The organism is Pseudomonas putida (assembly GCF_002741075.1).
Lineage (GTDB): Bacteria > Pseudomonadota > Gammaproteobacteria > Pseudomonadales > Pseudomonadaceae > Aquipseudomonas > Aquipseudomonas putida_T.
In genome coordinates, this window is sequence record NZ_CP016634.1 from 2,838,137 (window position 1) to 2,861,997 (window position 23,861).

Here is a 23,861-nt window from a genome sequence, read left to right on the forward strand (position 1 = left end):
TTGCGGTCCTAGGCCACGGCCCCTTCGTCCCGACGCCCACCCACCACATACCACAACGGCCACAGCGCCAGCGCGCCGGCGATACCTGCCCCCAGTGCGAAGTGCACGAGGCTCGCCCCCGCCCCCAGCAGCGCCAGCAGCGCGCCACCGAGCCCCAGCAGGGCAATGGTGATCATGCCCAACATGGCCGACACCAGCCCCTTGCTCTGCTCGCTGGAGAACAGGGTCATGCGGTACAGCACCGCGTTGGCCACACCCAGGCCCAGGGCATACAACGACATCCCCGCGACCAGGCTTGTCACCGTCGGCCAAGTCCAGGTTGCCACGACCATCAGGCACAGCCCTGCCAGGTAGGGCCACAGCGCGCCTCGTACCAGGCTGGCCAGCGGGTAGCGGTCAGCGATGCGGTTGATGATCAGGTTGCCCAGGATCAGCCCACCGAACACCGGCAGTTGCCACAGCGCATACTCCATTGTGCTCAAGCCCTCGTCGCTGATCAGCAGTACCGGCGACAGGCCGATCCAGCCAATCAGCGGCAAGCCCACCAGGCCCAGCGCCGCACTGCCCGCCACGAATCGGCGATTGGCCAGCAGTTGACCATAGCCAGCCAGCAACGGCAGCAGATGAACCGGAGTGAACGGCAGGCGAGAACCATCACGCCGCTCCACGCCCAATGTTTCCGGCATCAGCCGGTACAGCAACAGCCAAGTCAGCACCGCACCGACGGCGAACGCCAGGAACAACCAGCGCCAGTCCAGCCATTGCAACAGCAATGTGCCCACCAATGGCCCCAACAGGGGCGACAGCAAGGCGATATTCGCCAACAAGGCCATCATGCGCACCGCATCGGCTTCGCTGAACGCCTCGTTCAAGGCCGGGTAGCTGACCGTGACGACAAAGCCCAGGCCAATGCCCTGCAACAGGCGCAGCAGGTTGAACAGGCCGATGTCGTGCACCCAGTAGGTGGCCAGGCAGGCCACGCCAAAGAACGCACAGCCAGCCAGCAACAGCGGGCGACGACCATAGCGGTCGGCCAGCGGGCCGATCAGCCATTGCAACAGCACACCGCCTAGCAGGTACAGGTTCAGGGCGTGGGGAATGTACTCGGGGCTGGCCTTGAGGTCGTCGACCACCACGGGCATGGCAGGCATGACCGCATCACTGGCGAGGTATGTCAGCAATTCGAACAGGGCCAGGGTCAGCGCGAACAGCAAGGCGCGCAGAGGCGTGATATGCAGCAATGGTTTCATGATGAAAAACAGCTGAAAACAGGAGGGATCAGCCTATATGCCAGAAATGACAGGATTAGGCTGTGAACAAGTGTAATGGGGTAGAGCGCATCGCGGGACAAGCCTCGCTCCACCGTTCGAATGCACGCTGAATGCGTGCATTGCATCAGAAGGAGCGGGCTTGTCCCGCGATAGGTATGTTGCGCAGTGCAGCTTACTGCACAGCCGGCTCCTGCACCACGCGGATGACCCGCTGCGGGAAGGGTATGTCGATGCCTTCGGCCTTGAGGCGATCACGGGCGTGCTCGTTGAGCATGAACATCACGTCCCAGTAATCGGCGGTCTTGACCCATACGCGCAGGGACACAGTGATCGCGCTGTCGCCCAAGGTGGAAACCACCGCCTGCGGGGCCGGATCCTGCATGACGCGGGGATCCTTGGCCAGCTCCAGCAGGACATTGCGGGCTTTCTGCAGGTCGGCGTCATAGTCGACGCCCACATCGAACACCACCTTGCGGGTAGGCTGGCGGTTGAAGTTGGTGACGATACCGTTGGACAGGCTGCCGTTGGGCATGATCACGGTCTTGTTGTCACCGGTGCGCAGCACGGTGTGGAAGATCTGGATGCTGTCCACGGTGCCACTGACGCCCTGGGCTTCGATCCAATCGCCGATACGGAACGGGCGGAACAGCAAGATCAGTACGCCGCCAGCGAAGTTCGCCAGGCTGCCCTGCAGGGCCAGGCCGATAGCCAGGGCGGAACCACCGATGGCCGCCACGAACGAGGTGGTCTCGATGCCGATCATCGAGGCCACGCTGATCGCCAGCAGTATCTTCAGCACGATGTTGGCGAGGGTGCTGATGAAGCTTTGCAGCGCCGGATCAGAGTTGCGCATCCCGACCAGCTTGCCAAGGCGGGCGCTGATCTTGTTGGTGACCCACCAGCCGATAGCCAGGGTCACCAGCGCGAGCGCTACGCGGCTGCCGTATTCCATGATCAAAGGGATCCAGGTCTGCGATTGGCGGACCAGTTGATCGACTTCGGCGTTCAAATCCATATTCATCTCCTGATGCCGGATGACACATACACGAAAAAACAGGCCGCGGAATTTCCGCGGCCTCAGGGACCCATGGACATCAATACGCCATCAAGGTTCCTGCGATACCTGATCAGTCGCGGAAGTTGTTGAACTGCAGCGGCATCTCGAATTCCTTGGTGCGCAGCAGGGCGATGGCTTCCTGCAGGTCGTCACGCTTCTTGCCGGTGACACGTACCTGCTCGCCCTGGATGGCGGCCTGAACCTTCAGCTTGCCGTCCTTGATGGTGGCTACGATCTTCTTGGCCAGGTCCTTGTCGATACCCTCGCGGAACTTGGCTTCCTGCTTCATTTCCTTGCCCGAGGGGTAGGCGTCCTTGACTTCCAGGCACTTGACGTCGATCTTGCGCTTGACCAAGGCCATGCGAAGAATCTCGATCATCGCCTCGAGCTGGAATTCCGCCTCGGCGGTCAGGAGCACGGTCTGCTCCTTGTCCTTGAACTCGAAGCTGCCCTTGCCCTTGAGGTCGTAGCGACGGTCCAGTTCCTTCACCGCGTTGTCCACGGCGTTGGTGACTTCGTGCTTGTCCAGTTCCGATACCACGTCGAACGAAGGCATGGTTGTTCTCCAAAAATAAAAGCGCGCTCGGTCGGATGGAGCGCGCCAGGTTTGACGGTTAAAATGCGAACTCATTATAACGGGTTGCGAAACGCAGATGAGCAGCACCTGGCATATTCTCGGCGCCGGTAGTCTCGGTAGCCTTTGGGCCTGTCGCCTTGCCCGTGCGGGCAAGGCGGTCCGTCTGATCCTGCGTGACGAGCAGCGCCTGGCCGCGTACCAGGCCGCCGGCGGCCTGACCTTGCTGGAGCAAGAGCAGACCAGCCACTACGCGATTCCCGCCGAAACCGACCAGGCCCACGGCCCCATCCACCGCCTACTGGTGGCCTGCAAGGCCTATGACGCCGCGCCCGCCATCACCCGCCTGGCGCCTCGCCTGGCCGACGGCGCCGAACTGCTGCTGCTGCAGAACGGCCTGGGCAGCCAAGATGAAGTGGCCGACCAGGTGCCTCACGTCCGTTGCATCTTCGCTTCCAGCACCGAAGGCGCCTTCCGCGAGGACGACTGGCGTGTGCGCTTTGCCGGGCAAGGCTTCAACTGGCTGGGCGCCCCCATCAACCCTTCCCTGCCGGAATGGTTCGACGATTTGCACGATGCCGCCATCCCTGCCGAATGGACGGTGGATATCCTGACCCGCCTGTGGCGCAAGCTGGCGCTCAATTGCGCGATCAACCCACTGACCGTGCTCCATGACTGCCACAACGGTGGCCTGCTGGAGCATCTGGGCGAAGTCTCCACCCTGTGCGACGAACTTGCCGGGCTGCTGCGCCGCTGCGGCCAGCCCGAGGCCGCCGAAGGGCTGGATGAACAAGTGCAACGGGTGATCCTGGCCACTGCCGCCAACTACTCTTCCATGTACCAGGATGTACGCCATGGCCGTCGCACCGAGGTGCATTACCTGCTTGGCCATGCCTGCCGGGCCGCTGCCCGTCATGGCCTGGAGGTGCCACACCTGGAACGCCTGCACCAACGCCTGGTCGATAGCTTGAACGCCCGTGGCCTGCCCAGCGACTGACGCTGGCCCTTCAACCGCACAGAGGATAAACCCTCGCCCATGACCTTGCGCCAACGCCTGGAAAACCTCCCGGTCGGGCAGAAGCTGCTGGCGGCCCTGCTGGTATTGCTGGTCACCATCCTTCTGGTGGCCAACCTGACGTTCATCAGCGCCGCCTACTGGATCACCCAGGAAAGCATGGCGCCCCAGGCCCTGCAGACCATCGGTCGGCTGGTGTCCAACCCACAGCTGTCGGCCAGAGCCGGCGACTCACCGCAAACGGCCACTGCACTACTCCAAGAGCTGGACAGCTATTCACCCTTGCGCGCAGCGGCCTTGTACGGCAGCGATGGGCGCATGCTGGCGCAGCTGCAACATGGCGAGCCGCTGGCCCTGCCTAAGCGTTTTCGCAACATCGATGGCTGGCGCCTGATGGAGTTTCGCAGCACACAGCTGATCCGCCTGCCTCGCGAAGGCGGCCCGCCGGCGCACCTGCTGCTGGTGGCCAGCAGCGAACTGCCCGTGGCCTTCTACACCGGCACCCTGACCGCCAGCCTGGCGATCCTGGTGTTCAGCATCCTGCTGTGGATGGTCATCGCCCGCCAGATCAAGCGCCTGATCACCCAGCCCATCAACCAGCTGGAGGAGCTCAGCCGTCAGGTCACCCGCGAGGAGAGCTATGCCCTGCGCGCCCGACGCGGCAACGACGACGAGATCGGCAGCCTGGCCGAGGCGTTCAACACCATGCTCTCGCGCATCGAGGCGCGCGAGCAGCAACTCAAGCGTACCCGCGACGAGTTCCAGATGGCCTATGACCAGGCCCAGGGCCTGGCCGAGGAAACCCGCCATACCAATCGCAAGCTGGAGCTGGAAGTCCAGGTGCGCAGCAAGATCGAGAAGAAACTCACAGGCTTTCAGAACTACCTCAACAGCATCATCGATTCCATGCCCTCGGCCCTCATCGCCTTGGACGAGCAGCTCTACGTGACCCAGTGGAACCACGAGGCGACCGTGCTCTCCGGCACGCCCCTGGACGAGGCGCTGAACCAACCGATCTTCATTGCCTTCGAGCCGCTCAAGCCGTTTCTCCCGCAGCTCAAGGAAAGCGTGGAGAAACACCGGGTGGCGAAGATCGAACGGGTCACCTGGCCCAAGGGCGAGGACCTGCGCCACTATGCCCTGACCTTCTACCCACTGACTGGCGGCGGTGGCCGTGGCGTGGTGATTCGTATCGACGACATCACCCAGCGCCTGTCGCTCGAAGAGATGATGGTGCAGTCGGAGAAAATGCTCTCGGTGGGAGGGCTGGCCGCTGGCATGGCCCATGAGATCAACAACCCGCTCGGCGCCATCTTGCACAACGTGCAGAACATTCGCCGTCGACTGTCGCCGGAGCTGCCGCGCAACCAGGAGCAGGCTGCAGAGCTGGACATCGACCTGGCGACCGTCAATCGCTACCTCGAAAGCCGCGACGTTCCGCAGTTGCTCGACGGCATCCAGCAGGCCGGTGCACGGGCGGCGAAGATCGTCACCCACATGCTCAGCTTCAGCCGTCGCAGCAATCGTCAGTTGGTGCCCTGCGACTTGCCCGCCCTAATTGACCAGGCCGTGGAAATCGCAGGCAATGACTTCGACCTGACGGTCGGTTTCGACTTCAAGGGCCAGCATATCGTGCGCCAGTTCGACCCCGAACTGGGGCCGGTGCCCTGCACCGCCAACGAGCTGGAGCAAGTGCTGTTGAACCTACTCAAGAACGCCGCCCAGGCCATTCACCAACGGCCGCAGCCCGCCGAACCTGGGCGTATCGTCCTGCGTACCCGGCTCAACCCGCCCTGGGCGGAAATCCAGGTCGAGGACAACGGCGTCGGCATGCCCGAATCGGTGCGCAAACGCACGTTCGAGCCGTTCTTCACCACCAAGGAGATCGGCCAGGGCACAGGGCTTGGCCTGTCGGTTTCATATTTCATCATCACCAACAATCACAAGGGGCAGATGGAGGTTCACTCCGCGCCCGGCCAGGGCACCTGCTTCACCCTGCGCCTGCCCCTCGGCCAGCCGGCACCGATGGCGTCGGCCAACACGGAGGCATGAGATGGGCTATCGGCTGTCGAAGATCTACACCCGCACCGGGGACAAAGGCGAAACCGGCCTTGGCGATGGCCGTCGGGTGCCCAAGGATCATCCGCGGATCGAGGCGATCGGCGAGGTGGACAGCCTCAACAGCCAGCTGGGTGTGCTGCTCGCCGGGCTGCAGGCCGAAGCCCTGGAAGAGTTGATCGAGGTTCTGGCGCCCTGCCAGCACCGACTGTTCGATTTGGGCGGCGAACTGGCGATGCCCAGCTACCAGGCCTTGGACCTGGGCGAAGTGGAGCGACTGGAAGCGGCCATCGACCGCTGGAACGAGGAGCTTGGGCCCCTGAAGAACTTCATCCTGCCCAGTGGCTCGGCGCTGGTAGCCCAGGCCCATGTATGCCGAAGCCAGGCGCGCAGCGCGGAGCGGCGGTGCCAACAGTTGAATGCCATCGAGCCGCTGGAAGGGGTGGGCTTGGCGTACATCAACCGCCTGTCCGATCTGTTGTTCGTCGCAGCGCGGATCATCGGGCGACGCCAAGGGGTCGCCGAGGTGCTGTGGCAGGCTGCGGCCAAGCCCCAAGGCTGAATCGCGGGCTGCTCTTCAGTCTGTTCGCGGGTGAACCCGCCCCCCCAACGCCCGCGTCGATGAACGTCGCTGCTACTGGACTGCGCAGCTCTTGAGGGCTGCGCTGTACTGGTGGGAGTGGGTTTACCCGCGAATGATCGACATCAAGCCTGCGGCCAGAACGCCCGGATACCTGCAACGCCCTGGGCACCGATCTCCCAGGCACGCTCACGCTCAGCGGCTCCAACGCCTCCGAGCAGGAACACCGGATGATTGATCCCCTGGATCAACCGGCCTGCAGCCTCCCAACCCAGCGGCGTGGCTTCGGGATGGGTCTGGGTTACCTCCACCGGCGACAAGGTGACGAAGTCCACCCCCATCTGCTCAGCCAGGGCCAGCTCTTCGGCGTTGTGGCACGAAGCCGCCAACCAACGAGCCTTGGGGAACGGTCGGCCATTGGCGGCATACTTGCGCAGTTGCGCGGACGTCAGGTGCCAACCCGCCGACGGGAAGTCGCCCAGCCATTCCAACGGCCCTTTGAGCATCAGCTGGGCCTTACCGGCGCACAGCCCCACCGCATCGACAGCCACATCACGGTACTTGGGATCGTACATGTCCGGTGCCCGCAGTTGGATCAGGCGAATGCCACCCGCGATGGCCTTCTGGATGCCACGCAGCAGCTCGGGCGCCTCCAGGCCATCAGGGGTGATCAGGTACTGGTCTGGCAGACGCGCGGCAGCGACGATCGGCGTGTTGGCCTCGGGAAACGCGTATTGCCCCAGGTCACGCGGCGCGACCCAGGCCAGGGGCTGCCCCTCGGCGCCGTGGGGTTCGCCGGTAAAGGCGTCGACCTCACGAACATCCAGCAGCACCTGTTTGTCCGGGTAGTCATGGCTGACCTTGATCAACGGCCGCGAACGGGTCACCTCGATGCCCAGCTCTTCGCGCAGCTCACGGGCCAGCGCCACCTCGACGGCTTCGCCCTCCTCCACCTTACCCCCCGGGAACTCCCAGAGGCCGCCCTGGTGCTGGGTATCGGCTCGGCGAGCGATCAGGATGCGCCCATCGACACCGCGAATGACCGCCGCCACAACATGAATCCGCTTCACCCTTCTCGCTCCGCCAGGCCAGCCTTGTGCCATGCCTGGAAGGCCGGCCACTGGTAAATGGTTTCAATATAGGTGGCCGCCTCGGCCGGGACTTCGACACGGTAGGTGCGAAGACGCACCGCCACCGGCGCGAAGAACGCATCGGCCAGGCTCGGCTTGCCGAACAGGAACGGTCCAGGCGCCTTGGCCGCCAGCCGGCACTCGGACCACAGGGCAACGATACGGTCGATATCGACTTGCACCTCTAGCGGCATGTGCTCCAGCGCTTGGTCACGAGACAGGTCGAATGGCATCGCACTGCGCAGGGCCATGAAACCGCTGTGCATCTGCGCGCAGGCCGAACGGGCCTGGGCACGGGCAGCGATATCCGCCGGCCACAGCTGGGCTTCGGGATGGCGTTCGGCGAGGTATTCGGCAATGGCCAAGGAGTCGGCGATAACGCCGTGCTCGGTCTTGAGCAGCGGCACCTTGCCGGTGGCGGAGAATTCGAGGAGGCGCTTGCGGGTATCGGGCTGGTTCAGGGTAATCAGCGTTTCTTCATAGGGTACGCCAGCCAGCTCGAGGGCCAGAGCGCCGCGTAGCGACCAGGAAGAGTACAGCTTGTCGCCGATGATCAGGTGATAGCTCATGGTTCGGCTCCATTGGGGTGGAATGTCAGGGCTGTTGCAGCCCATCGTGGCACAAGGCCGCTCCTACAGGGACCGCGCGAGCCCATGTAGGAGCGGCCTTGAGCCGCGAAAGGGCCGCTGCGCGGCCCCTGCTGAATCAGGTGCGGTATTCAGCGTTGATCTTCACATACTCGTGGGACAGGTCGGTGGTCCAGATGGTTTCGCTGCACTGGCCACGGCCAAGCTCGATGCGAATGGTGATTTCTTCCTGGGCCATCACCTTGGCGCCCTGGTCCTCGGTGTAGCTCGGGCTGCGGCCGCCCTTGCTGGCGATGCACACGTCATCGAGGAACACATCGATCAGGCTGACATCCAGCGCCGGCACACCCGCACGACCAACGGCAGCCAGGATACGGCCCCAGTTCGGATCGGAGGCGAACAGTGCGGTCTTGATCAGCGGCGAGTGAGCCACGGCGTAGCCGACATCCAGGCACTCCTGGTGATTGCCGCCACCGTTGACCTGAACGGTGACGAACTTGGTCGCACCTTCGCCGTCGCGCACGATGGCCTGGGCCACTTCCATGCACACTTCGAATACAGCCTTCTTCAGGGCTTCGAACAGCGCACCGCTGGCCTGGGTGACTTCCGGCAGGTTGGCCTTGCCAGTGGCCACCAGCATGCAGCAGTCGTTGGTCGAGGTGTCGCCGTCAATGGTGATGCGGTTGAACGACTTGTTGGCGCCGTCGAGCAGCAGGTCCTTGAGCACCGAGGGCGCGACCTTGGCATCGGTGGCGATGTAGCCGAGCATGGTGGCCATGTTCGGACGAATCATCCCCGCGCCCTTGCTGATACCGGTCACGGTGACGGTCACGCCGTCATGCTGGAACTGGCGGCTGGCCCCCTTGGGCAGGGTGTCGGTGGTCATGATGCCGGTGGCGGCTTCAGCCCAGTTGTTCTCCGACAGATCGTCCAGGGCCGCCTGCAACGCACCCTCGATCTTCTCGACCGGCAGCGGCTCGCCGATCACGCCGGTGGAGAACGGCAGCACGGCACTGGCATCCACGCCCGCCAGTTCCGCCAGCTTGGCGCAGGTGCGCTCGGCAGCGGCCAGGCCCGGTGCGCCGGTACCGGCGTTGGCGTTACCGGTGTTGGTCAGCAGGTAGCGCACGGTGCCCTGCACGCGCTGCTTGGACAGGATCACAGGCGCTGCGCAGAAGGCGTTGAGGGTGAACACACCGGCGACGCTGGAGCCTTCGGCGCAGCGCATCACCACCACGTCCTTGCGCCCAGGGCGCTTGATACCCGCCGAAGCGATGCCGAGTTCGAAACCGGGAACCGGGTGCAGGGTGGGCAAAGGACCAAGACCAACAGCCATGTAAGCGCTCCTAGAAAAACGGTGATAAGGGTGATGGAAAAGTGGGGCCGCTTCGCGCCCCTTTCGTGGCACAAGGCCGCTCCCACTGGTACAGCGCGGTACCTGTAGGAGCGGCCTTGCGCCGCGAAAGGGACTGCACGGCAGCCCCAGGCTCTCAAGCCAGCAGAGGGGTCAGATCACTCGATCTGGCCGTGGCAATGCTTGAACTTCTTGCCCGAACCGCACCAGCACGGCTCGTTGCGACCCAGCTTCTGCTCGTTGCGCACTGGCGCGGCGGCCACAGCCACCTCGGCGCCTTCCTCGGCGAGCTGCTGTTCGCTTTCCAAGCCAGGGGCGGCGGCATGCTGGAACTGCATGCGCTGAGCCAGTTCCTCGGCTTCGCGGCGCAGGCGGGCTTCTTCTTCGGCCGGGTCCTCGCGGCGAACCTGGACGTGAGAGAGCACGCGGATGGTGTCGCGCTTGATCGACTCCAGCAGCTCCTGGAACAGAGTGAAGGACTCGCGCTTGTATTCCTGTTTCGGGTTTTTCTGCGCGTAGCCACGCAGATGGATACCGTGGCGCAGGTGGTCCATGGTCGACAGGTGGTCTTTCCACAGATCGTCCAGCACGCGCAGCAGGATCTGCTTCTCGAAGGTACGCAGGGCATCGATGCCAGCCTGGTCTTCCTTCTCGTTGTAGGCAGTGATGATTTCGTTGAGCAGCTTCTCGCGCAGGGTCTCTTCGTAGAGGCGCTCGTCCTCGTCGAGCCATTGCTGGATCGGCAGCTTGATGGCGAAATCACTGGCGAGCGCGGCTTCCAGGCCGGCCACGTCCCACTGTTCAGGCAGCGACTGCGGCGGGATGTGCTGGCTGATGGTGGCATCGAGCACTTCCTGGCGGAACTCGGCGATGGTGTCGCCAATGTTCTCGGCGGCCAGCAGGCTGTTGCGCATGTGGTAGATCACCTTGCGCTGTTCGTTGGCCACGTCATCATATTCGAGCAGCTGCTTGCGGATGTCGAAGTTACGGCCTTCGACCTTGCGCTGGGCCTTCTCGATGGCATTGGTGACCATGCGGTGCTCGATGGCCTCGCCGGACTGCATGCCCAACGCCTTCATGAAGTTCTTCACCCGGTCAGAGGCGAAGATACGCATCAGGCTGTCTTCGAGCGACAGGTAGAAGCGGCTGGAACCCGGGTCACCCTGACGACCGGCACGACCACGCAACTGGTTGTCGATACGGCGGGACTCGTGACGCTCAGAGGCGATCACATGCAGGCCACCGGCCTCGATCACCTGCTGGTGACGCTTCTGCCAGTCGGCCTTGATTTGGGCAATCTGCTCGGCGCTGGGGTTCTCCAGGGCGGCGACTTCGGCCTCCCAGTTACCGCCCAGCAGGATGTCGGTACCACGACCGGCCATGTTGGTGGCGATGGTCAGCGCACCCGGCGCGCCGGCCTGAGCGATGATCTCGGCCTCTTTTTCGTGGTACTTGGCGTTGAGCACTTTGTGGTCGATACCTTCTTTCTGCAGAAGGTTGGACATGTGCTCGGACGTCTCGATGGTGGCGGTACCGACCAGGACCGGACGGCCCTGCTTCATGCTTTCCTTGATGTCGGCGATGATCGCGGCGTACTTCTCGTCGGCGGTCAGGTACACCAGATCGTTGAAGTCCTTACGCGCCAGAGGCTTGTTCGGCGGAATGACCATCACGTTCAGCGCGTAGATCTGGGCGAACTCGAAGGCCTCGGTATCAGCGGTACCGGTCATGCCGGACAGCTTGGTGTAAAGGCGGAAGTAGTTCTGGAAGGTGGTCGAAGCCAGGGTCTGGCTCTCGGCCTGGATGTTCAGGTTTTCCTTCGCCTCGATGGCCTGGTGCAGACCTTCGGACAGGCGACGGCCCGGCATGGTACGGCCGGTGTGCTCGTCGATCAGCAGGACCTGGCCGTCCTGGACGATGTACTCGACGTTGCGGTGGAACAGCTTATGGGCGCGCAGGCCGGCATAGACGTGGGTCAGCAGGCCCAGGTTATGCGCCGAATAGAGGCTCTCGCCTTCGGCTAGCAGGCCAGCCTGGGTCAGCATCTCTTCGATGAACTGATGACCGGCTTCGTTGAGTTCCACCTGACGGCTCTTTTCGTCGATGGTGAAGTGGCCTTCCTGGGTGACCTGGCCTTCGACTTCCTCGATGTGCTGCTTCAGGCGCGGGATCAGGCGGTTGATCTCGATGTAGAGCTTGGAGCTGTCTTCGGCCTGGCCGGAGATGATCAGCGGGGTACGGGCTTCGTCGATCAAGATCGAGTCGACTTCGTCGATCACGGCGAAGTTCAGCTCACGCTGGAACTTCTCCTCCTGGCTGAAGGCCATGTTGTCGCGCAGGTAGTCGAAACCGAATTCGTTGTTGGTGCCGTAGGTGATGTCGGCGGCGTAAGCGGCACGCTTTTCTTCCGGCGGCTGGAATGCCGAGACGATGCCCACGGACAGGCCGAGGAATTCGTACAGCGGACGCATCCAGTTGGCATCGCGGCGGGCGAGGTAGTCGTTGACGGTCACTACGTGCACGCCTTTGCCGGACAGCGCGTTGAGATAGACCGCCAGGGTACCGACCAAGGTCTTGCCTTCACCGGTACGCATTTCTGCGATCATGCCCTCGTGCAGGGTCATACCGCCGATCAGCTGCACGTCGAAGTGACGCATACCCATGACACGCTTGCCGGCCTCACGGGCCACGGCGAAGGCTTCCGGCAGCAGTTGGTCGAGGGTCTCGCCTTTGGCCAGGCGCTCCTTGAACTCTGCGGTCTTGTTCCGCAGTTGCTCGTCGGAGAGGGCCACCATCTTCTCTTCGAAGGCATTGACGATGTTCACCGTCTTGAGCATGCGTTTGACTTCACGCTCGTTCTTGCTTCCAAAAAGTTTTTTTAACAAAGGCGCAAACATATCGGCAGGATCTTCCACACGTAGGGATGGAGGGCGGCCCCATGAGTCGCCCGTGCAGCCCTGAGGCCGCATGCGAACGAGCATTCTACCCGGAAACGATGGTGAGGAAAGTGGTGGATTTCCACGATGCTGGCACAGCGCTTTGGCGGGGGCCCTCCTAACATAAGGGCTTTTCGAGCAAGTTCAAGGTGCTGGAAGATGAAACGTATCAGGGACAATTCCCAAAGAGATCAGCAGCTTGCCGCCCTTGCAGGTCGGACTGCGCCGGCAGTTGGCCGACTAGCCTGTCGCGTTGGCATACCCGGGGATCCGGCCAAGGGCCCGGCTTCTGTTAAGATGGCCAATCTGTAACCACCTGCGAACCCCCATGGCCTACAAGCCCTCCCCCGCCCAGCCCCCAGCCGCGCTGTTGCGCCAGGCCAGACCGCTGCGCCTGCTGCTCAACCAGGCCGAGCGCCTAGCCCATTTGCAGCGCCTGCTGGAAAGCCAGTTGCAGCCGGCCGCCCGCGATCATTGCCATGTGGCGTCCTGGCGAGATGGCACCTTGTTGCTGGTGGTGACGGATGGTCACTGGGCCACACGCCTGCGCTACCAGCAAAAACGCCTGCAGCGACAACTGCAGACACTGGAAGCGTTCGGTAACCTGCAACGCATCCTGTTCAAAGTGCAACCGCCACTGGTGCCGGCCAAACGGGATGGCCAAGCAGTGGAGCTGTCGAGCAAGGCCGCCGAGAGCATCCGTGATTCGGCCGAAGGCATTGCCGACCCCAAACTGCGAGCGGCCTTGGAACGTCTGGCGACGCATGCGCAGGGCAAGGACAAGGGCTGAAAGCGCCCATAAAAAAGGCCACCCGAAGGTGGCCTCAATGAACTAGAGAGTGTTCGAACTTACACGGCCGCAACAGGGCGCATGTAGGAGATCGGTGCCGTGCTGGCATCTTCGAAAGTGACCACTTCCCAGGCGTCCTTCTCAGCGATGAGCTTGCGCAGCAGCTGATTGTTCAGCGCGTGTCCGGACTTGTAGCCCTTGAACTCGCCGATCAGGCTGTTGCCCAGCAGGTAGAGGTCGCCAATGGCGTCGAGAATCTTGTGCTTGACGAATTCGTCTTCGTAACGAAGGCCGTCTTCGTTGAGCACGCCATCCTCATCGACCACGATGGCGTTTTCCACACTGCCGCCCAACGCAAGGTTGTGCTTGCGCAGGTACTCGATGTCGCGCATGAAACCGAAGGTACGGGCGCGGCTGACTTCCTTCACGAACGACGTGCTGGAGAAGTCGACGCTGGCGCTCTGGGTCCGGTTGCGCAGTACCGGATGATCGAAGTCGATCTCGAAGCTCACCTTGAATCCGTCGAAAGGCAGGAAGGTGGCGCGCTTGTCGCCCTCCTCCACCGTCACTTCGCGCAGGATGCGGATGAACTTCTTGGCGGCGTCCTGTTCTTCCAGGCCGGCGGATTGAATCAGGAATACGAAGGGGCCCGCGCTGCCATCCATGATCGGTACTTCCGAGGCGGAGAGCTCGACGTAGGCGTTATCGATGCCCAGGCCCGCCATGGCGGAGAGCAGGTGCTCGACCGTATCGACCTTTACGTCACCGTTGACCAGCGTCGTCGACATGGTTGTCTCGCCGACGTTGGCCGCACGGGCCGGGATCTCGACGACTGGGTCGAGGTCGGCACGGCGGAAGACGATGCCGGTGTCCACAGGCGCTGGCTTGAGGGTCAGGTAGACCTTCTCCCCGGAGTGCAGGCCGACACCTGTGGCACGGATGGTATTCTTCAGGGTGCGTTGTCTAATCATGGCATTGGCCGCTTCAGCGCAAATTGCGAACAGGTATCAACAAAGGCTGGGGATGATAACAGACCCGGCCTTTGCTGAACACCAATCACCCCTATACCCCTGATAAATTCCATTAATCGGCCTGGCGACGCAGGAACGCCGGGATGTCGAGGTAGTCCAGATCATCCTGTGGGTTGAGTTTAGCTGCTGCTGCGGCGCCGCCGTGGGCCTGGTTGCGCATCACGGTCGGACGCTCCAGATCACGGTAGTTGACGGCAGGCTGCTCCTGGCGCACCGGTGCAGGGTTGGACGCCTCGTAAGCGGCGGCCGCGCTCTGCAGGGTGTTGTCGACGACCTTGACCGGCTTCTCGATACGCGCGCCCAGGCCGGTGGCGACCACGGTCACGTGCAGCTCGTCGCGCATGTCCGGATCGATCACGGTGCCGACCTTGACCATGGCGTGGTCGGAGGCGAAGGCCTCGATGATGCTACCGACGTCGGAGTACTCGCCCAGGGACAGGTCCGGACCTGCGGTGATGTTCACCAGGATGCCGCGGGCGCCCTGCAGATTGACGTCCTCGAGCAGCGGGTTGCGGATCGCTGCTTCGGTGGCTTCGCGGGCGCGGTTCGGGCCGCTGGCGCAGCCGGTACCCATCATCGCCATGCCCATCTCGCCCATCACGGTGCGCACGTCGGCGAAGTCGACGTTGATCATGCCCGGACGCTTGATGATGTCGGAGATACCACGCACGGCGCCGGCCAGTACGTCATCGGCCTTGGCGAAGGCGGACAGCAGGCTTGCATCCTTGCCCAGGATGGTCAGCAGCTTCTCGTTGGGGATGGTGATCAACGAGTCGACGCTTTCGGCCAGCATACGGATGCCTTCGTCGGCGATCTGCATGCGCTTGCGACCTTCGAACGGGAACGGACGGGTCACCACCGCAACGGTGAGGATGCCCATTTCCTTGGCCACTTCGGCGATGATCGGCGCCGCACCGGTACCGGTGCCGCCACCCATGCCGGTGGTGATGAAGACCATGTTGGTGCCCTGCAGCACCTCGGCAATGCGCTCACGGTCTTCCAGCGCGGCCTGACGGCCGACTTCCGGATTGGCACCGGCACCCAGGCCCTTGGTGACACCGGTACCCAACTGCAGGATGGTGCGCGCGCCGATGTTCTTCAGCGCCTGGGCATCGGTGTTGGCGCAGATGAACTCGACGCCTTCGATGTTGCTTTTGACCATGTGGTTGACGGCGTTGCCACCACCACCACCGACACCGATCACTTTGATGACCGGACTTTGCGGGACGTTGTCTACGAGCTCGAACATTTTCCCTCTCCTTAACTGTTCTCTAGTTTTCGCGCCTACCACTACTGCTTTGAAACTTAGAAGTTGCCCTGGACCCAACGCTTGAATCGTTCAAGCACCGGAGCCTTCGGTTCATCGCCATAGCTGTTGTTGCTGCTGTTGCCGGTCAGGGGCAGGTCCTCGGTCTGCTTTTGCAGGCCATAGGTGAGCAAGCCCACGCCGGTGGAATAGATCGGGTTGCGCACGACATCGCTCAGCCCCCGAACGCTATGTGGCACGCCAAGGCGCACCGGCATGTGGAAGATTTCCTCGGCCAATTCCACAGCGCCTTCCATCTTCGCGGTACCGCCGGTCAGGACGATGCCGGCCGGCACCAGGTCCTCGTAGCCGCTGCGACGCAGCTCGGCCTGGATCAAGGTGAAGAGTTCGTCGTAACGGGGCTCCACCACCTCGGCCAGGGCTTGGCGCGACAGCTCGCGCGGGGGGCGATCGCCCACGCTCGGCACCTTGATGGTCTCGCCAGCGCCAGCCAGCTTGGCCAGGGCGCAGGCGTAGCGGATCTTGATTTCCTCGGCGTACTGGGTCGGGGTACGCAGGGCCATGGCGATATCGTTGGTCACCTGGTCGCCCGCGATCGGGATCACCGCGGTGTGGCGAATGGCGCCTTCGGTGAAGATGGCGATGTCGGTGGTGCCGCCACCGATGTCCACCAGGCACACACCCAGCTCTTTTTCGTCATCGGTCAGGACCGAGTAGGCCGACGCCAACTGCTCAAGGATGATGTCGTCGATTTCCAGGCCACAGCGGCGCACGCATTTTTCGATGTTCTGGGCGGCATTGACCGCGCAGGTGACCACGTGGACCTTGGCTTCCAGCCGCACACCGGACATGCCCAGGGGCTCGCGCACGCCTTCCTGGTTGTCGATCACGTAGTCCTGCGGCAGGGTGTGCAGCACCCGCTGATCAGCCGGAATGGCCACGGCCTGGGCGGCGTCCAGGACGCGCTCAAGGTCAGCGGTGCTGACTTCACGATCGCGAATGGCGACGATGCCGTGGGAGTTCAGGCTACGAATGTGATTGCCGGCGACACCGACGAACGCCGAGTGAATGCGGCAGCCGGCCATCAGCTGCGCTTCTTCCACTGCGCGCTGGATCGACTGCACGGTGGACTCGATGTTCACCACCACGCCCTTCTTCAGGCCGCGGGACGGATGGGTACCGATGCCCACGATTTCCAGAGTGCCGTCAGCGGCCACCTCACCCACCAGCGCCACCACCTTGGAGGTGCCGATGTCCAGCCCGACGATCATTTTGCCGCTATGCGCGTTTGCCATGGTCCTGCCTCTCTCTAATTCTTCGCAACGGCGGGTTGGGCCGTCGTCGGTGCAATCGGTTCCCGCCAGCCAACGGCAAGCCCGTTGGCGTACCGCAGATCAACGCGGGCGATGTTGGTGATCTGCTCTTTGAGTGTCTTGTCGTAAATGGCAATGAAACGGCGCATCTTCTCCACCAGATGGTCGCGCCCCAGCAGCAGCTCGATCCCCGGCCCGGCGCTGCCCGCGCCGGTGGTGAGGAACCAACTGCCTCGCTCGCGCAGCTCCAGGCGAGCGATGGAAAAGCCCAGGGGGCGCAGCATCTGGCTCAGTACCTGATACTGCTGCATGACTTGTTGCTGAGCGCGCTGCGGCCCGAACAGCTGCGGCAGGTGCTCATAGTTGGCCAGTTCGCGCGGGGTGAAGGCCTGGCCCTGGTTATTGAGCAAGGCTTCATCGCCCCAACGCGCCACCGGCAATTGTTCTTCCAGGCGGATCACCACCTCGTCCGGCCATACCCGGCGGACTTCGGCATGGGCGATCCAAGGCATCTGCTCGAGTTCCAGGCGCATCGCCGTGAGGTCGACGCTGAAGAAGCTCGAGGCCACATACGGCGCGATCCGCTGCTGCACCGCCTGCTGGCTGATGTAGCTCAGGTCGCCCTGCACGGCGATCTTGGTGATCGGCCGGTCGGCGTACGGCATCAGGCGTACGGCGCCTTCATAGGCTCCGAACCCCGCGGCGACCAGCAGCACCGGCCATAGCAGGCGCTTGAGGCCGCCCAGGCTAGGCCGCGGCAGGCGCGCCGATACGGGCTCGTCGGCCACCAGTCGGCTGGCACCACGCGGTACCGGCTTGCTACGGCCGGTAACGGGTTGCTGCTGACGTATCATCGCGCCGTGCATGGCTCTCAACCTCGCGTCGCTACGCTTTCGGCCAGGATCGCCAGCACCAGTTGCTGGAAGTCCAGACCGGCCGCGCGGGCCGCCATGGGCACCAGGCTATGGTCGGTCATGCCGGGTGCGGTGTTGACTTCGAGCAGCCAGAACCGGCCCTGCTCGTCCTGCATCACGTCCAGCCGCCCCCAGCCTTCGATGCCGATGGCATCGCAGGCGCGCGCGGTCAGGTCGATCAGTTCCTGCTCCTTGGCGCTGTCCAGGCCACACGGGATGCGGTACTGGGTATCGTTGGCCAGGTACTTGGCGTCGTAGTCGTAGAACACGTGCGGCGTACCCAGCGCGATCGGCGGCAGCACCTGACCGCGCAGCACGGCCACGGTGAACTCCGGACCATGGATCCACTGCTCGACCAGCACCTGGGAGTCATAGCGGGCGGCATCGCGCCAAGCGGCAACCAGTTCTTGCTCGTTGTTCACCTTGGCCATGCCGATACTGGAACCTTCATGGGCCGGTTTGACGATCAACGGGAAGCCCAGTTCCGCACCGGCCTCGACACAATCGTGCTCGTTGCCCAGCACGGCGTGACGCGGGGTCGGAATACCCAGGCTCTGCCAGACCTGCTTGGTGCGCAATTTGTCCATCGCCAGGGCCGACGCCAGGATGCCGCTGCCGGTGTAGGGAATATCCAGGCATTCCAGCAGGCCCTGCATGCTGCCGTCTTCACCACCACGGCCGTGGAGGATGATGAAGGCGCGGTCGATCTTCTCGCGCTGCAGGCGCGCCAACAGATCATCGCCCACGTCGATGCCAACCACGTCAACACCGGCGCTGGTCAGCGCTTCGAGCACCGCCTTGCCGGACTTGAGCGACACCTCGCGCTCGGCGCTCTTGCCGCCGTAGAGCACGGCGACGCGACCGAAGGCTTTGACGTCCAGGGTCGAGTGCAATTTGTCGTAGGCGCTGCTCATTTCGACTTCTCCTGGCTGGCGACGGCGCCCGCGAACAACGGGCTCTTGATCAGTTGCGGCGCCAGGCCGCCGATGTCACCGGCGCCTTGGCACAGCAGGATGTCGCCGGCACGCAGCAATGGCTTGACCAGCGGCGCCAGATCGACGCCACGTTCGATGTAGATCGGGTCCAGTTGCCCACGCTGACGGATGCTGTGACACAACTGACGACTGTCGGCACCTGGGATCGGCTCTTCGCCGGCCGGGTAAACCTCCATCAGCAGCAGCACGTTGGCATCCGCCAGGACCTGCACGAAATCGTCGTACAGGTCGCGGGTGCGGCTGTAGCGGTGCGGCTGATAGACCATCACCAGGCGTCGGCTAGGCCAGCCGCCACGCACAGCCTTGATCACCGCGGCAACTTCGGTCGGGTGGTGACCGTAGTCGTCGACCAGCATCACGCTGCCGCCGTCGACCGGCAGTTCGCCGTACACCTGGAAGCGCCGGCCCACGCCTTGAAAGCCCGACAGGCCCTGGACGATGGCGTCGTCGCTGATGCCTTCGTCGGTGGCGATGGCGATAGTGGCCAGGGCGTTGAGCACGTTGTGATTGCCCGGCATGTTGACCGAAACCTCAAGCGGCTCGCAGTCACGGCGCAGCACAGTGAAGTGGGTCTGCATGCCTTGCTGGCGGACGTTGATGGCACGCACGTCAGCTTCTTCGCTGAAGCCGTAGGTCACGGTCGGACGCTTGACCTGCGGCAGGATCTCGCGGACCACCGGATCGTCAAGGCACATCACTGCCAGACCATAGAACGGCAGGTTGTGCAGGAACTCGACGAAGGTTTTCTTCAGCTTGTTGAAGTCGCCTTCGTAGGTGGCCATATGGTCGGCGTCGATGTTGGTGACGACCGCGACCATCGGCTGCAGATGCAGGAAGCTGGCGTCACTCTCATCGGCCTCGGCGATGAGGTAGCGGCTGGTGCCGAGCTGGGCGTTGGTGCCGGCTGCGGTCAGGCGACCACCGATGACGAAGGTCGGGTCCAGGCCGCCAGCAGCGAACACCGATGCCAGCAGGCTGGTGGTGGTGGTCTTGCCATGGGTACCGGCCACAGCGATGCCGTGACGGTAGCGCATCAGCTCGGCGAGCATCTCGGCGCGCGGCACCACCGGAATGCGGCGCTCGAGGGCGGTGGCGACTTCCGGGTTGGCAGGGTTGATGGCACTGGATACCACCAGCACATCGGCGTTGGCGGCGTTCTCGGCACGGTGGCCGACGAAGATCTCGGCGCCGAACGATTCCAGGCGCTCGGTGACCGGGGACGCTTTGAGGTCCGAACCGGACACTTGGTAGCCCAGGTTCAGCAGCACTTCGGCGATACCGCACATGCCCACGCCGCCGACACCGACGAAGTGGATGCGACGGATACGGCCCATCTTCGGCTGGGGCATGGCTTTCTGGCTCTCAACCATGGGCCACCTCCAGGCAGATATCGACCACGGTGCTGGTTGCGGCAGGTTTGGCCAGGCGCCGTGCGGTGCCGGCCATGGTGTTGAGTTTCTCGGGTTGCATCAGCACCTCGTTCAGGCGTTCAGCGAGCTGCGCTGCGCCAGTTGTCGCTTGTGGCATCAGGAAGGCAGCGCCTTCACGAGCCAGGTATTGGGCGTTGTGGGTCTGGTGGTCATCGATGGCGTGGGGCAAAGGCACCAGCACCGAGGGCAGGCCTGCCGCAGCCAGTTCGCTGACGGTCAGGGCTCCGGCCCGGCATACCACCATGTCGGCCCAGCCATAGGCATGGGCCATGTCCTTGATGAAGGGCTCTACCTGAGCCTCGACCCCCACCTCGCGATAACGCTCGGCGGTGATCGGCGCGTGTTGCTTGCCAGCCTGGTGGAACACCTCGGGGCGCAGGTTCGCGGGCACTTCCGACAGGGCCTTAGGCAGCAATTTGTTCAATGGTTCCGCACCCAAGCTGCCACCGAGCACCAACAGGCGTGCGCGGCGCTCGGCCAACGGGGCACGTTGCGCCTCCAAGAACAGCTCCGGGCGCACCGGATTGCCGGTAGTACGGCGTTTTTCGCTGGCCGGGAAAGTGTCCGGGAAAGCTTCGCAGACTCGCGCCGACAGCGGCACCAGCAGCCGATTGGCGGTACCGGCGCGGGCGTTTTGCTCATGGATGACCAACGGCACGCCACACAGCCGCGCGGCGACACCGCCCGGGCCGGTCACGTAGCCGCCGAAGCCCAGCACGCAGACGGGCTTGAGCTGACGAATGATGCGGCGCGCCTGAAGCACTGCCTTGACCAGGGTGAACGGTGCCTTGAGCAGCGACAGTTTGCCTTTGCCGCGCAGGCCGCTGACCTGGATCAGGTGCAGGGGCAGGCCTGCCTGGGGCACGAGTTCGTTCTCGATGCCGCGCGGCGTGCCCAGCCAGTGCACACTGTAGCCACGGGCCTGGAATTCACGAGCGCAGGCCAGAGCCGGGAAGACATGCCCTCCGGTGCCACCGGCCATGATCAGAACGTTCTTGCCGTCAGCGGCCATGGGAGGTCTCCTCGGCAAAATCGCTTTCCTTGAACTCGTGCTCCTCGCTGCCCAGGTGCGTCCGGCTCTCCCACTCGATACGCAACAACAACCCCACGCAGGCACAGCAGATCACCAGCGAGCTGCCGCCGTAACTGAGGAACGGCAGGGTCAAGCCCTTGGTCGGCAGCAGGCCGACGTTCACGCCGATGTTGATCAAGAATTGACCAATCCACAGGAATGCCAGACCAAACGCCATGTAGGCGGCGAAGAACTGCTTGGCCTTTTCCGCCCACAGGCCGATGTACAGGGCCCGTACAGTGACGAAGACGAACAGCGCCACGGTGCACAGCGAGCCAACCACGCCCAGCTCCTCGGCCAGGACCGAGAATACGAAGTCGGTGTGCGCCTCAGGCAGGTAGAACTGCTTCTGCACGCTGTTGCCCAGACCCACGCCAAGCCACTCGCCGCGACCGAAGGCGATCAGCGCCTGGGTCAGCTGGTAGCCGGAGCCAAATTGGTCGGCCCAGGGGTCGGTGAAGGTGATCAGACGCGCCATCCGGTAAGGCTGGGCCTGGACCAGGATGAACACAGCCACCACCGCCAGCACCACCATCAGGCTGAAGCGGAACAATCCCACCCCGCCGAGGAAGAGCATGGCCGCGGCCGCGCCCATCATCACCACGGTGGCGCCGAAGTCAGGCTCCATCAGCAGCAGGCCGGCCATCGGCAGCAGAACGATGAACGGCTTGAAGAAGCCCATCCAGCTCTCGCGCACTTCCTGCTGGCGACGTACCAGGTAACCGGCCAGGTAGATGACCACGAAGACCTTGGCGATCTCCGAGGGCTGGACGTTGAAAAAGCTGAAGCCGATCCAGCGCATGGAACCGTTCACTTCACGGCCAATGCCTGGCACCAACACCAGGAACAGCAGGCCAAAGGCACCGACCAGCATCATGAAGCCCATGCGCTGCCAAGTGGCGATCGGCACCATCATGGTCGCGCCACAGGCGACCAGGCCCAAGGCCACATACACCAGGTGACGGAACATGTGATACAGCGGATTGCCCGACTGCACCGCGGCCACTTCCGAGGAAGCCGAGGTGATCATCACCAGGCCCAGGCCCAGCAATGCCAGGCAACCGGCGAGGAAGGCGAAATCCAGGTCGATGCCGCGACCGCTGATCAGCGGCGAAGGGTAAGGCTTGAAGATGCCGAAGATCATGCCAGCCCCTCCACCGCCCGGGCGAACAGACGTCCGCGTTCTTCGAAGTTCTTGAACATGTCGAGACTGGCGCAGGCTGGCGACAGCAACACGGCATCGCCTGGCTCGGCCAGCTCAGCGCATTGCTGCACGGCTTCATCCAGTGTCTTGACTCGAACCTGGTGCACACCCTCGCCCAGCGACTCGGCCAGGCGCTCGGCATCACGCCCCAGCAGGACTACGGCGCGGCAGAAGCGCGCCACCGGCTCACGCAGCGCGGAGAAGTCCGCACCCTTGCCGTCGCCGCCAGCGATCAACACCAGCTTGCCGTCGATGTCCGCACCCAGGCCTTCGATGGCAGCCAGGGCGGCGCCGACGTTGGTGGCCTTGGAGTCGTCGTACCAGTTGACGCCGTTGCGCTCACGCACCCATTGGCAGCGGTGGGCGAGCCCGGCAAATTCGCGAAGCGCTTCGAGCATCGGAGCGAACGGCAAGCCCACGGCATGGCCCAGGGCCAAGGCGGCCAGGGCGTTGCTCTGGTTGTGAGCACCGCGGATCTTCAGCTCACGTACCGGCATCAGGGCCTGGAATTCGAAGGCCAGGTACTTCTCGCCGTCGACTTCACGCAGGCCGAAGGCTTTGAAATCCGGCACGTTGAGGCCAAAGGTCCAGCAGGGGCGCCCTTCGACGGGCAACGGCCGGCTCAGGGCATCCTGGCGGTTGACCACGACTTGGCGAGCGCCACGGAAGATCCGGTGCTTGGCCAGGTGATAGGCCGGCAGCCCGCTGTAGCGGTCCATGTGGTCTTCACTGATGTTCAGCACAGTGGCCACTTCGGCGTTGAGCTGGTCGGTGGTCTCCAGCTGGAAGCTGGAAAGCTCCAGGACATACAGCTCCACCGCGTCATCCAGCAAGTCCAGCGCCGGTGTACCCAGGTTGCCGCCGACTGCCACACGTTTGCCCGCCTTGGCAGCCATCTCCCCGACCAGGGTGGTGACGGTGCTCTTGGCGTTGGAGCCGCTGATCGCCACGATCGGCGCCTTGGCATAACGCGCGAACAGTTCAATGTCGCCGGACAGCGTCACGCCACGGGACGCAGCCTGTTGCAGCGCCGGGGTGGCGAGGGCCAATCCGGGGCTGACATAGAGTTCGTTGGCACGGCACAGGAAGTCCACGTCCAACTCGCCACAGCGCACTTCCACCTGCGGGTATTCACGGCGCAGGGTTTCCAGTTCCGGCGGCTGCTCGCGGGTATCGGCGACCGCAAAGGCAATGCCCCGGTTCGCCAGGAAGCGAACCAGGGACATGCCGCTCTTGCCGAGGCCGACAACGATGCGGAATTGGTCGGAAGCGATCAGTGACAC

General features: G+C 63.6%; 20 protein-coding genes. 4 read left to right on the plus strand and 16 right to left on the minus strand.

Annotated elements, in window-relative coordinates; all coding sequences use genetic code 11:
* Window positions 1-8 precede the first annotated feature (8 nt).
* The 3 genes from IEC33019_RS13205 to IEC33019_RS13215 all read right to left on the minus strand — a co-directional run bounded on the left by IEC33019_RS13205 (window position 9) and on the right by IEC33019_RS13215 (window position 2,884).
* Window positions 9-1,250 carry an MFS transporter gene (locus tag IEC33019_RS13205; RefSeq protein ID WP_070092361.1) on the minus strand — a complete coding sequence of 414 codons (1,242 nt, stop codon included), beginning with the start codon at window positions 1,248-1,250 and terminating at the stop codon, window positions 9-11.
* Between the two features lie 193 nt (window positions 1,251-1,443).
* Window positions 1,444-2,286, minus strand: coding sequence for a mechanosensitive ion channel family protein (locus IEC33019_RS13210; protein WP_070092360.1), 843 nt, complete (start codon window positions 2,284-2,286; stop codon window positions 1,444-1,446).
* 112 nt (window positions 2,287-2,398) lie between these two features.
* Window positions 2,399-2,884 (minus strand): YajQ family cyclic di-GMP-binding protein, encoded by a 486-nt coding sequence (locus tag IEC33019_RS13215; RefSeq protein WP_070092359.1) that lies wholly within the window; start codon window positions 2,882-2,884, stop codon window positions 2,399-2,401.
* Between the two features lie 97 nt (window positions 2,885-2,981).
* Between IEC33019_RS13215 and IEC33019_RS13220 the strand changes: the two genes are divergently transcribed.
* The 3 genes from IEC33019_RS13220 to IEC33019_RS13230 are packed head-to-tail and all read left to right on the plus strand — an operon-like array spanning window position 2,982 to window position 6,537.
* Window positions 2,982-3,899, plus strand: coding sequence for a putative 2-dehydropantoate 2-reductase (locus IEC33019_RS13220; RefSeq protein WP_070092358.1), 918 nt, complete (start codon window positions 2,982-2,984; stop codon window positions 3,897-3,899).
* Window positions 3,900-3,938: 39 nt separating this feature from the next.
* Window positions 3,939-5,969 carry a sensor histidine kinase gene (locus tag IEC33019_RS13225; protein WP_099593625.1) on the plus strand — a complete coding sequence of 677 codons (2,031 nt, stop codon included), beginning with the start codon at window positions 3,939-3,941 and terminating at the stop codon, window positions 5,967-5,969.
* Between the two features lies 1 nt (window position 5,970).
* Window positions 5,971-6,537, plus strand: coding sequence for a cob(I)yrinic acid a,c-diamide adenosyltransferase (locus tag IEC33019_RS13230; protein WP_070092356.1), 567 nt, complete (start codon window positions 5,971-5,973; stop codon window positions 6,535-6,537).
* A 143-nt stretch (window positions 6,538-6,680) separates the two neighbouring features.
* Here IEC33019_RS13230 and IEC33019_RS13235 read toward each other — a convergent pair whose 3' ends face one another.
* The 4 genes from IEC33019_RS13235 to secA all read right to left on the minus strand — a co-directional run bounded on the left by IEC33019_RS13235 (window position 6,681) and on the right by secA (window position 12,523).
* Window positions 6,681-7,625 carry a Nudix family hydrolase gene (locus tag IEC33019_RS13235; protein WP_070092355.1) on the minus strand — a complete coding sequence of 315 codons (945 nt, stop codon included), beginning with the start codon at window positions 7,623-7,625 and terminating at the stop codon, window positions 6,681-6,683.
* On the minus strand, window positions 7,622-8,254 hold the full coding sequence (locus IEC33019_RS13240; protein WP_070092354.1) for a glutathione S-transferase family protein: 633 nt from the start codon (window positions 8,252-8,254) through the stop codon (window positions 7,622-7,624). Before IEC33019_RS13240 ends, IEC33019_RS13235 begins: the two co-directional genes overlap by 4 nt.
* A gap of 136 nt (window positions 8,255-8,390) precedes the next feature.
* Window positions 8,391-9,608 carry a bifunctional glutamate N-acetyltransferase/amino-acid acetyltransferase ArgJ gene (gene argJ, locus IEC33019_RS13245; RefSeq protein ID WP_070092353.1) on the minus strand — a complete coding sequence of 406 codons (1,218 nt, stop codon included), beginning with the start codon at window positions 9,606-9,608 and terminating at the stop codon, window positions 8,391-8,393.
* A 176-nt stretch (window positions 9,609-9,784) separates the two neighbouring features.
* Complete coding sequence (secA, locus tag IEC33019_RS13250) at window positions 9,785-12,523, minus strand: preprotein translocase subunit SecA (protein WP_070092352.1); 2,739 nt, start codon at window positions 12,521-12,523, stop codon at window positions 9,785-9,787.
* A 367-nt stretch (window positions 12,524-12,890) separates the two neighbouring features.
* Here secA and IEC33019_RS13255 point away from each other — a divergent pair, with 367 nt between their 5' ends.
* Window positions 12,891-13,352 (plus strand): DUF721 domain-containing protein, encoded by a 462-nt coding sequence (locus IEC33019_RS13255; RefSeq protein WP_070092351.1) that lies wholly within the window; start codon window positions 12,891-12,893, stop codon window positions 13,350-13,352.
* Window positions 13,353-13,411: 59 nt separating this feature from the next.
* Here IEC33019_RS13255 and lpxC read toward each other — a convergent pair whose 3' ends face one another.
* The 9 genes from lpxC to murD all read right to left on the minus strand — a co-directional run bounded on the left by lpxC (window position 13,412) and on the right by murD (window position 23,861).
* On the minus strand, window positions 13,412-14,323 hold the full coding sequence (gene lpxC, locus IEC33019_RS13260) for a UDP-3-O-acyl-N-acetylglucosamine deacetylase (protein WP_070092350.1): 912 nt from the start codon (window positions 14,321-14,323) through the stop codon (window positions 13,412-13,414).
* A 112-nt stretch (window positions 14,324-14,435) separates the two neighbouring features.
* On the minus strand, window positions 14,436-15,632 hold the full coding sequence (ftsZ, locus tag IEC33019_RS13265; RefSeq protein WP_043207523.1) for a cell division protein FtsZ: 1,197 nt from the start codon (window positions 15,630-15,632) through the stop codon (window positions 14,436-14,438).
* A gap of 56 nt (window positions 15,633-15,688) precedes the next feature.
* Window positions 15,689-16,945 (minus strand): cell division protein FtsA, encoded by a 1,257-nt coding sequence (gene ftsA, locus IEC33019_RS13270; RefSeq protein WP_070092349.1) that lies wholly within the window; start codon window positions 16,943-16,945, stop codon window positions 15,689-15,691.
* Between the two features lie 14 nt (window positions 16,946-16,959).
* A complete protein-coding gene (locus IEC33019_RS13275; RefSeq protein ID WP_070092348.1) occupies window positions 16,960-17,829 on the minus strand; it encodes a cell division protein FtsQ/DivIB in 870 nt (289 codons plus the stop codon).
* Window positions 17,830-17,834: 5 nt separating this feature from the next.
* Window positions 17,835-18,791: a D-alanine--D-alanine ligase gene (locus tag IEC33019_RS13280; protein ID WP_070092347.1), complete on the minus strand. Its 957-nt coding sequence runs from the start codon at window positions 18,789-18,791 to the stop codon at window positions 17,835-17,837.
* Window positions 18,788-20,242: a UDP-N-acetylmuramate--L-alanine ligase gene (gene murC, locus IEC33019_RS13285; protein WP_070092346.1), complete on the minus strand. Its 1,455-nt coding sequence runs from the start codon at window positions 20,240-20,242 to the stop codon at window positions 18,788-18,790. Before murC ends, IEC33019_RS13280 begins: the two co-directional genes overlap by 4 nt.
* Window positions 20,235-21,314 (minus strand): undecaprenyldiphospho-muramoylpentapeptide beta-N-acetylglucosaminyltransferase, encoded by a 1,080-nt coding sequence (gene murG, locus IEC33019_RS13290; RefSeq protein ID WP_070092345.1) that lies wholly within the window; start codon window positions 21,312-21,314, stop codon window positions 20,235-20,237. The genes murC and murG overlap by 8 nt, the downstream gene beginning before the upstream one ends.
* Window positions 21,304-22,518 carry a putative lipid II flippase FtsW gene (ftsW, locus tag IEC33019_RS13295; RefSeq protein ID WP_070092344.1) on the minus strand — a complete coding sequence of 405 codons (1,215 nt, stop codon included), beginning with the start codon at window positions 22,516-22,518 and terminating at the stop codon, window positions 21,304-21,306. The genes murG and ftsW overlap by 11 nt, the downstream gene beginning before the upstream one ends.
* Window positions 22,515-23,861: a UDP-N-acetylmuramoyl-L-alanine--D-glutamate ligase gene (gene murD / locus IEC33019_RS13300; RefSeq protein ID WP_070092400.1), complete on the minus strand. Its 1,347-nt coding sequence runs from the start codon at window positions 23,859-23,861 to the stop codon at window positions 22,515-22,517. The genes ftsW and murD overlap by 4 nt, the downstream gene beginning before the upstream one ends.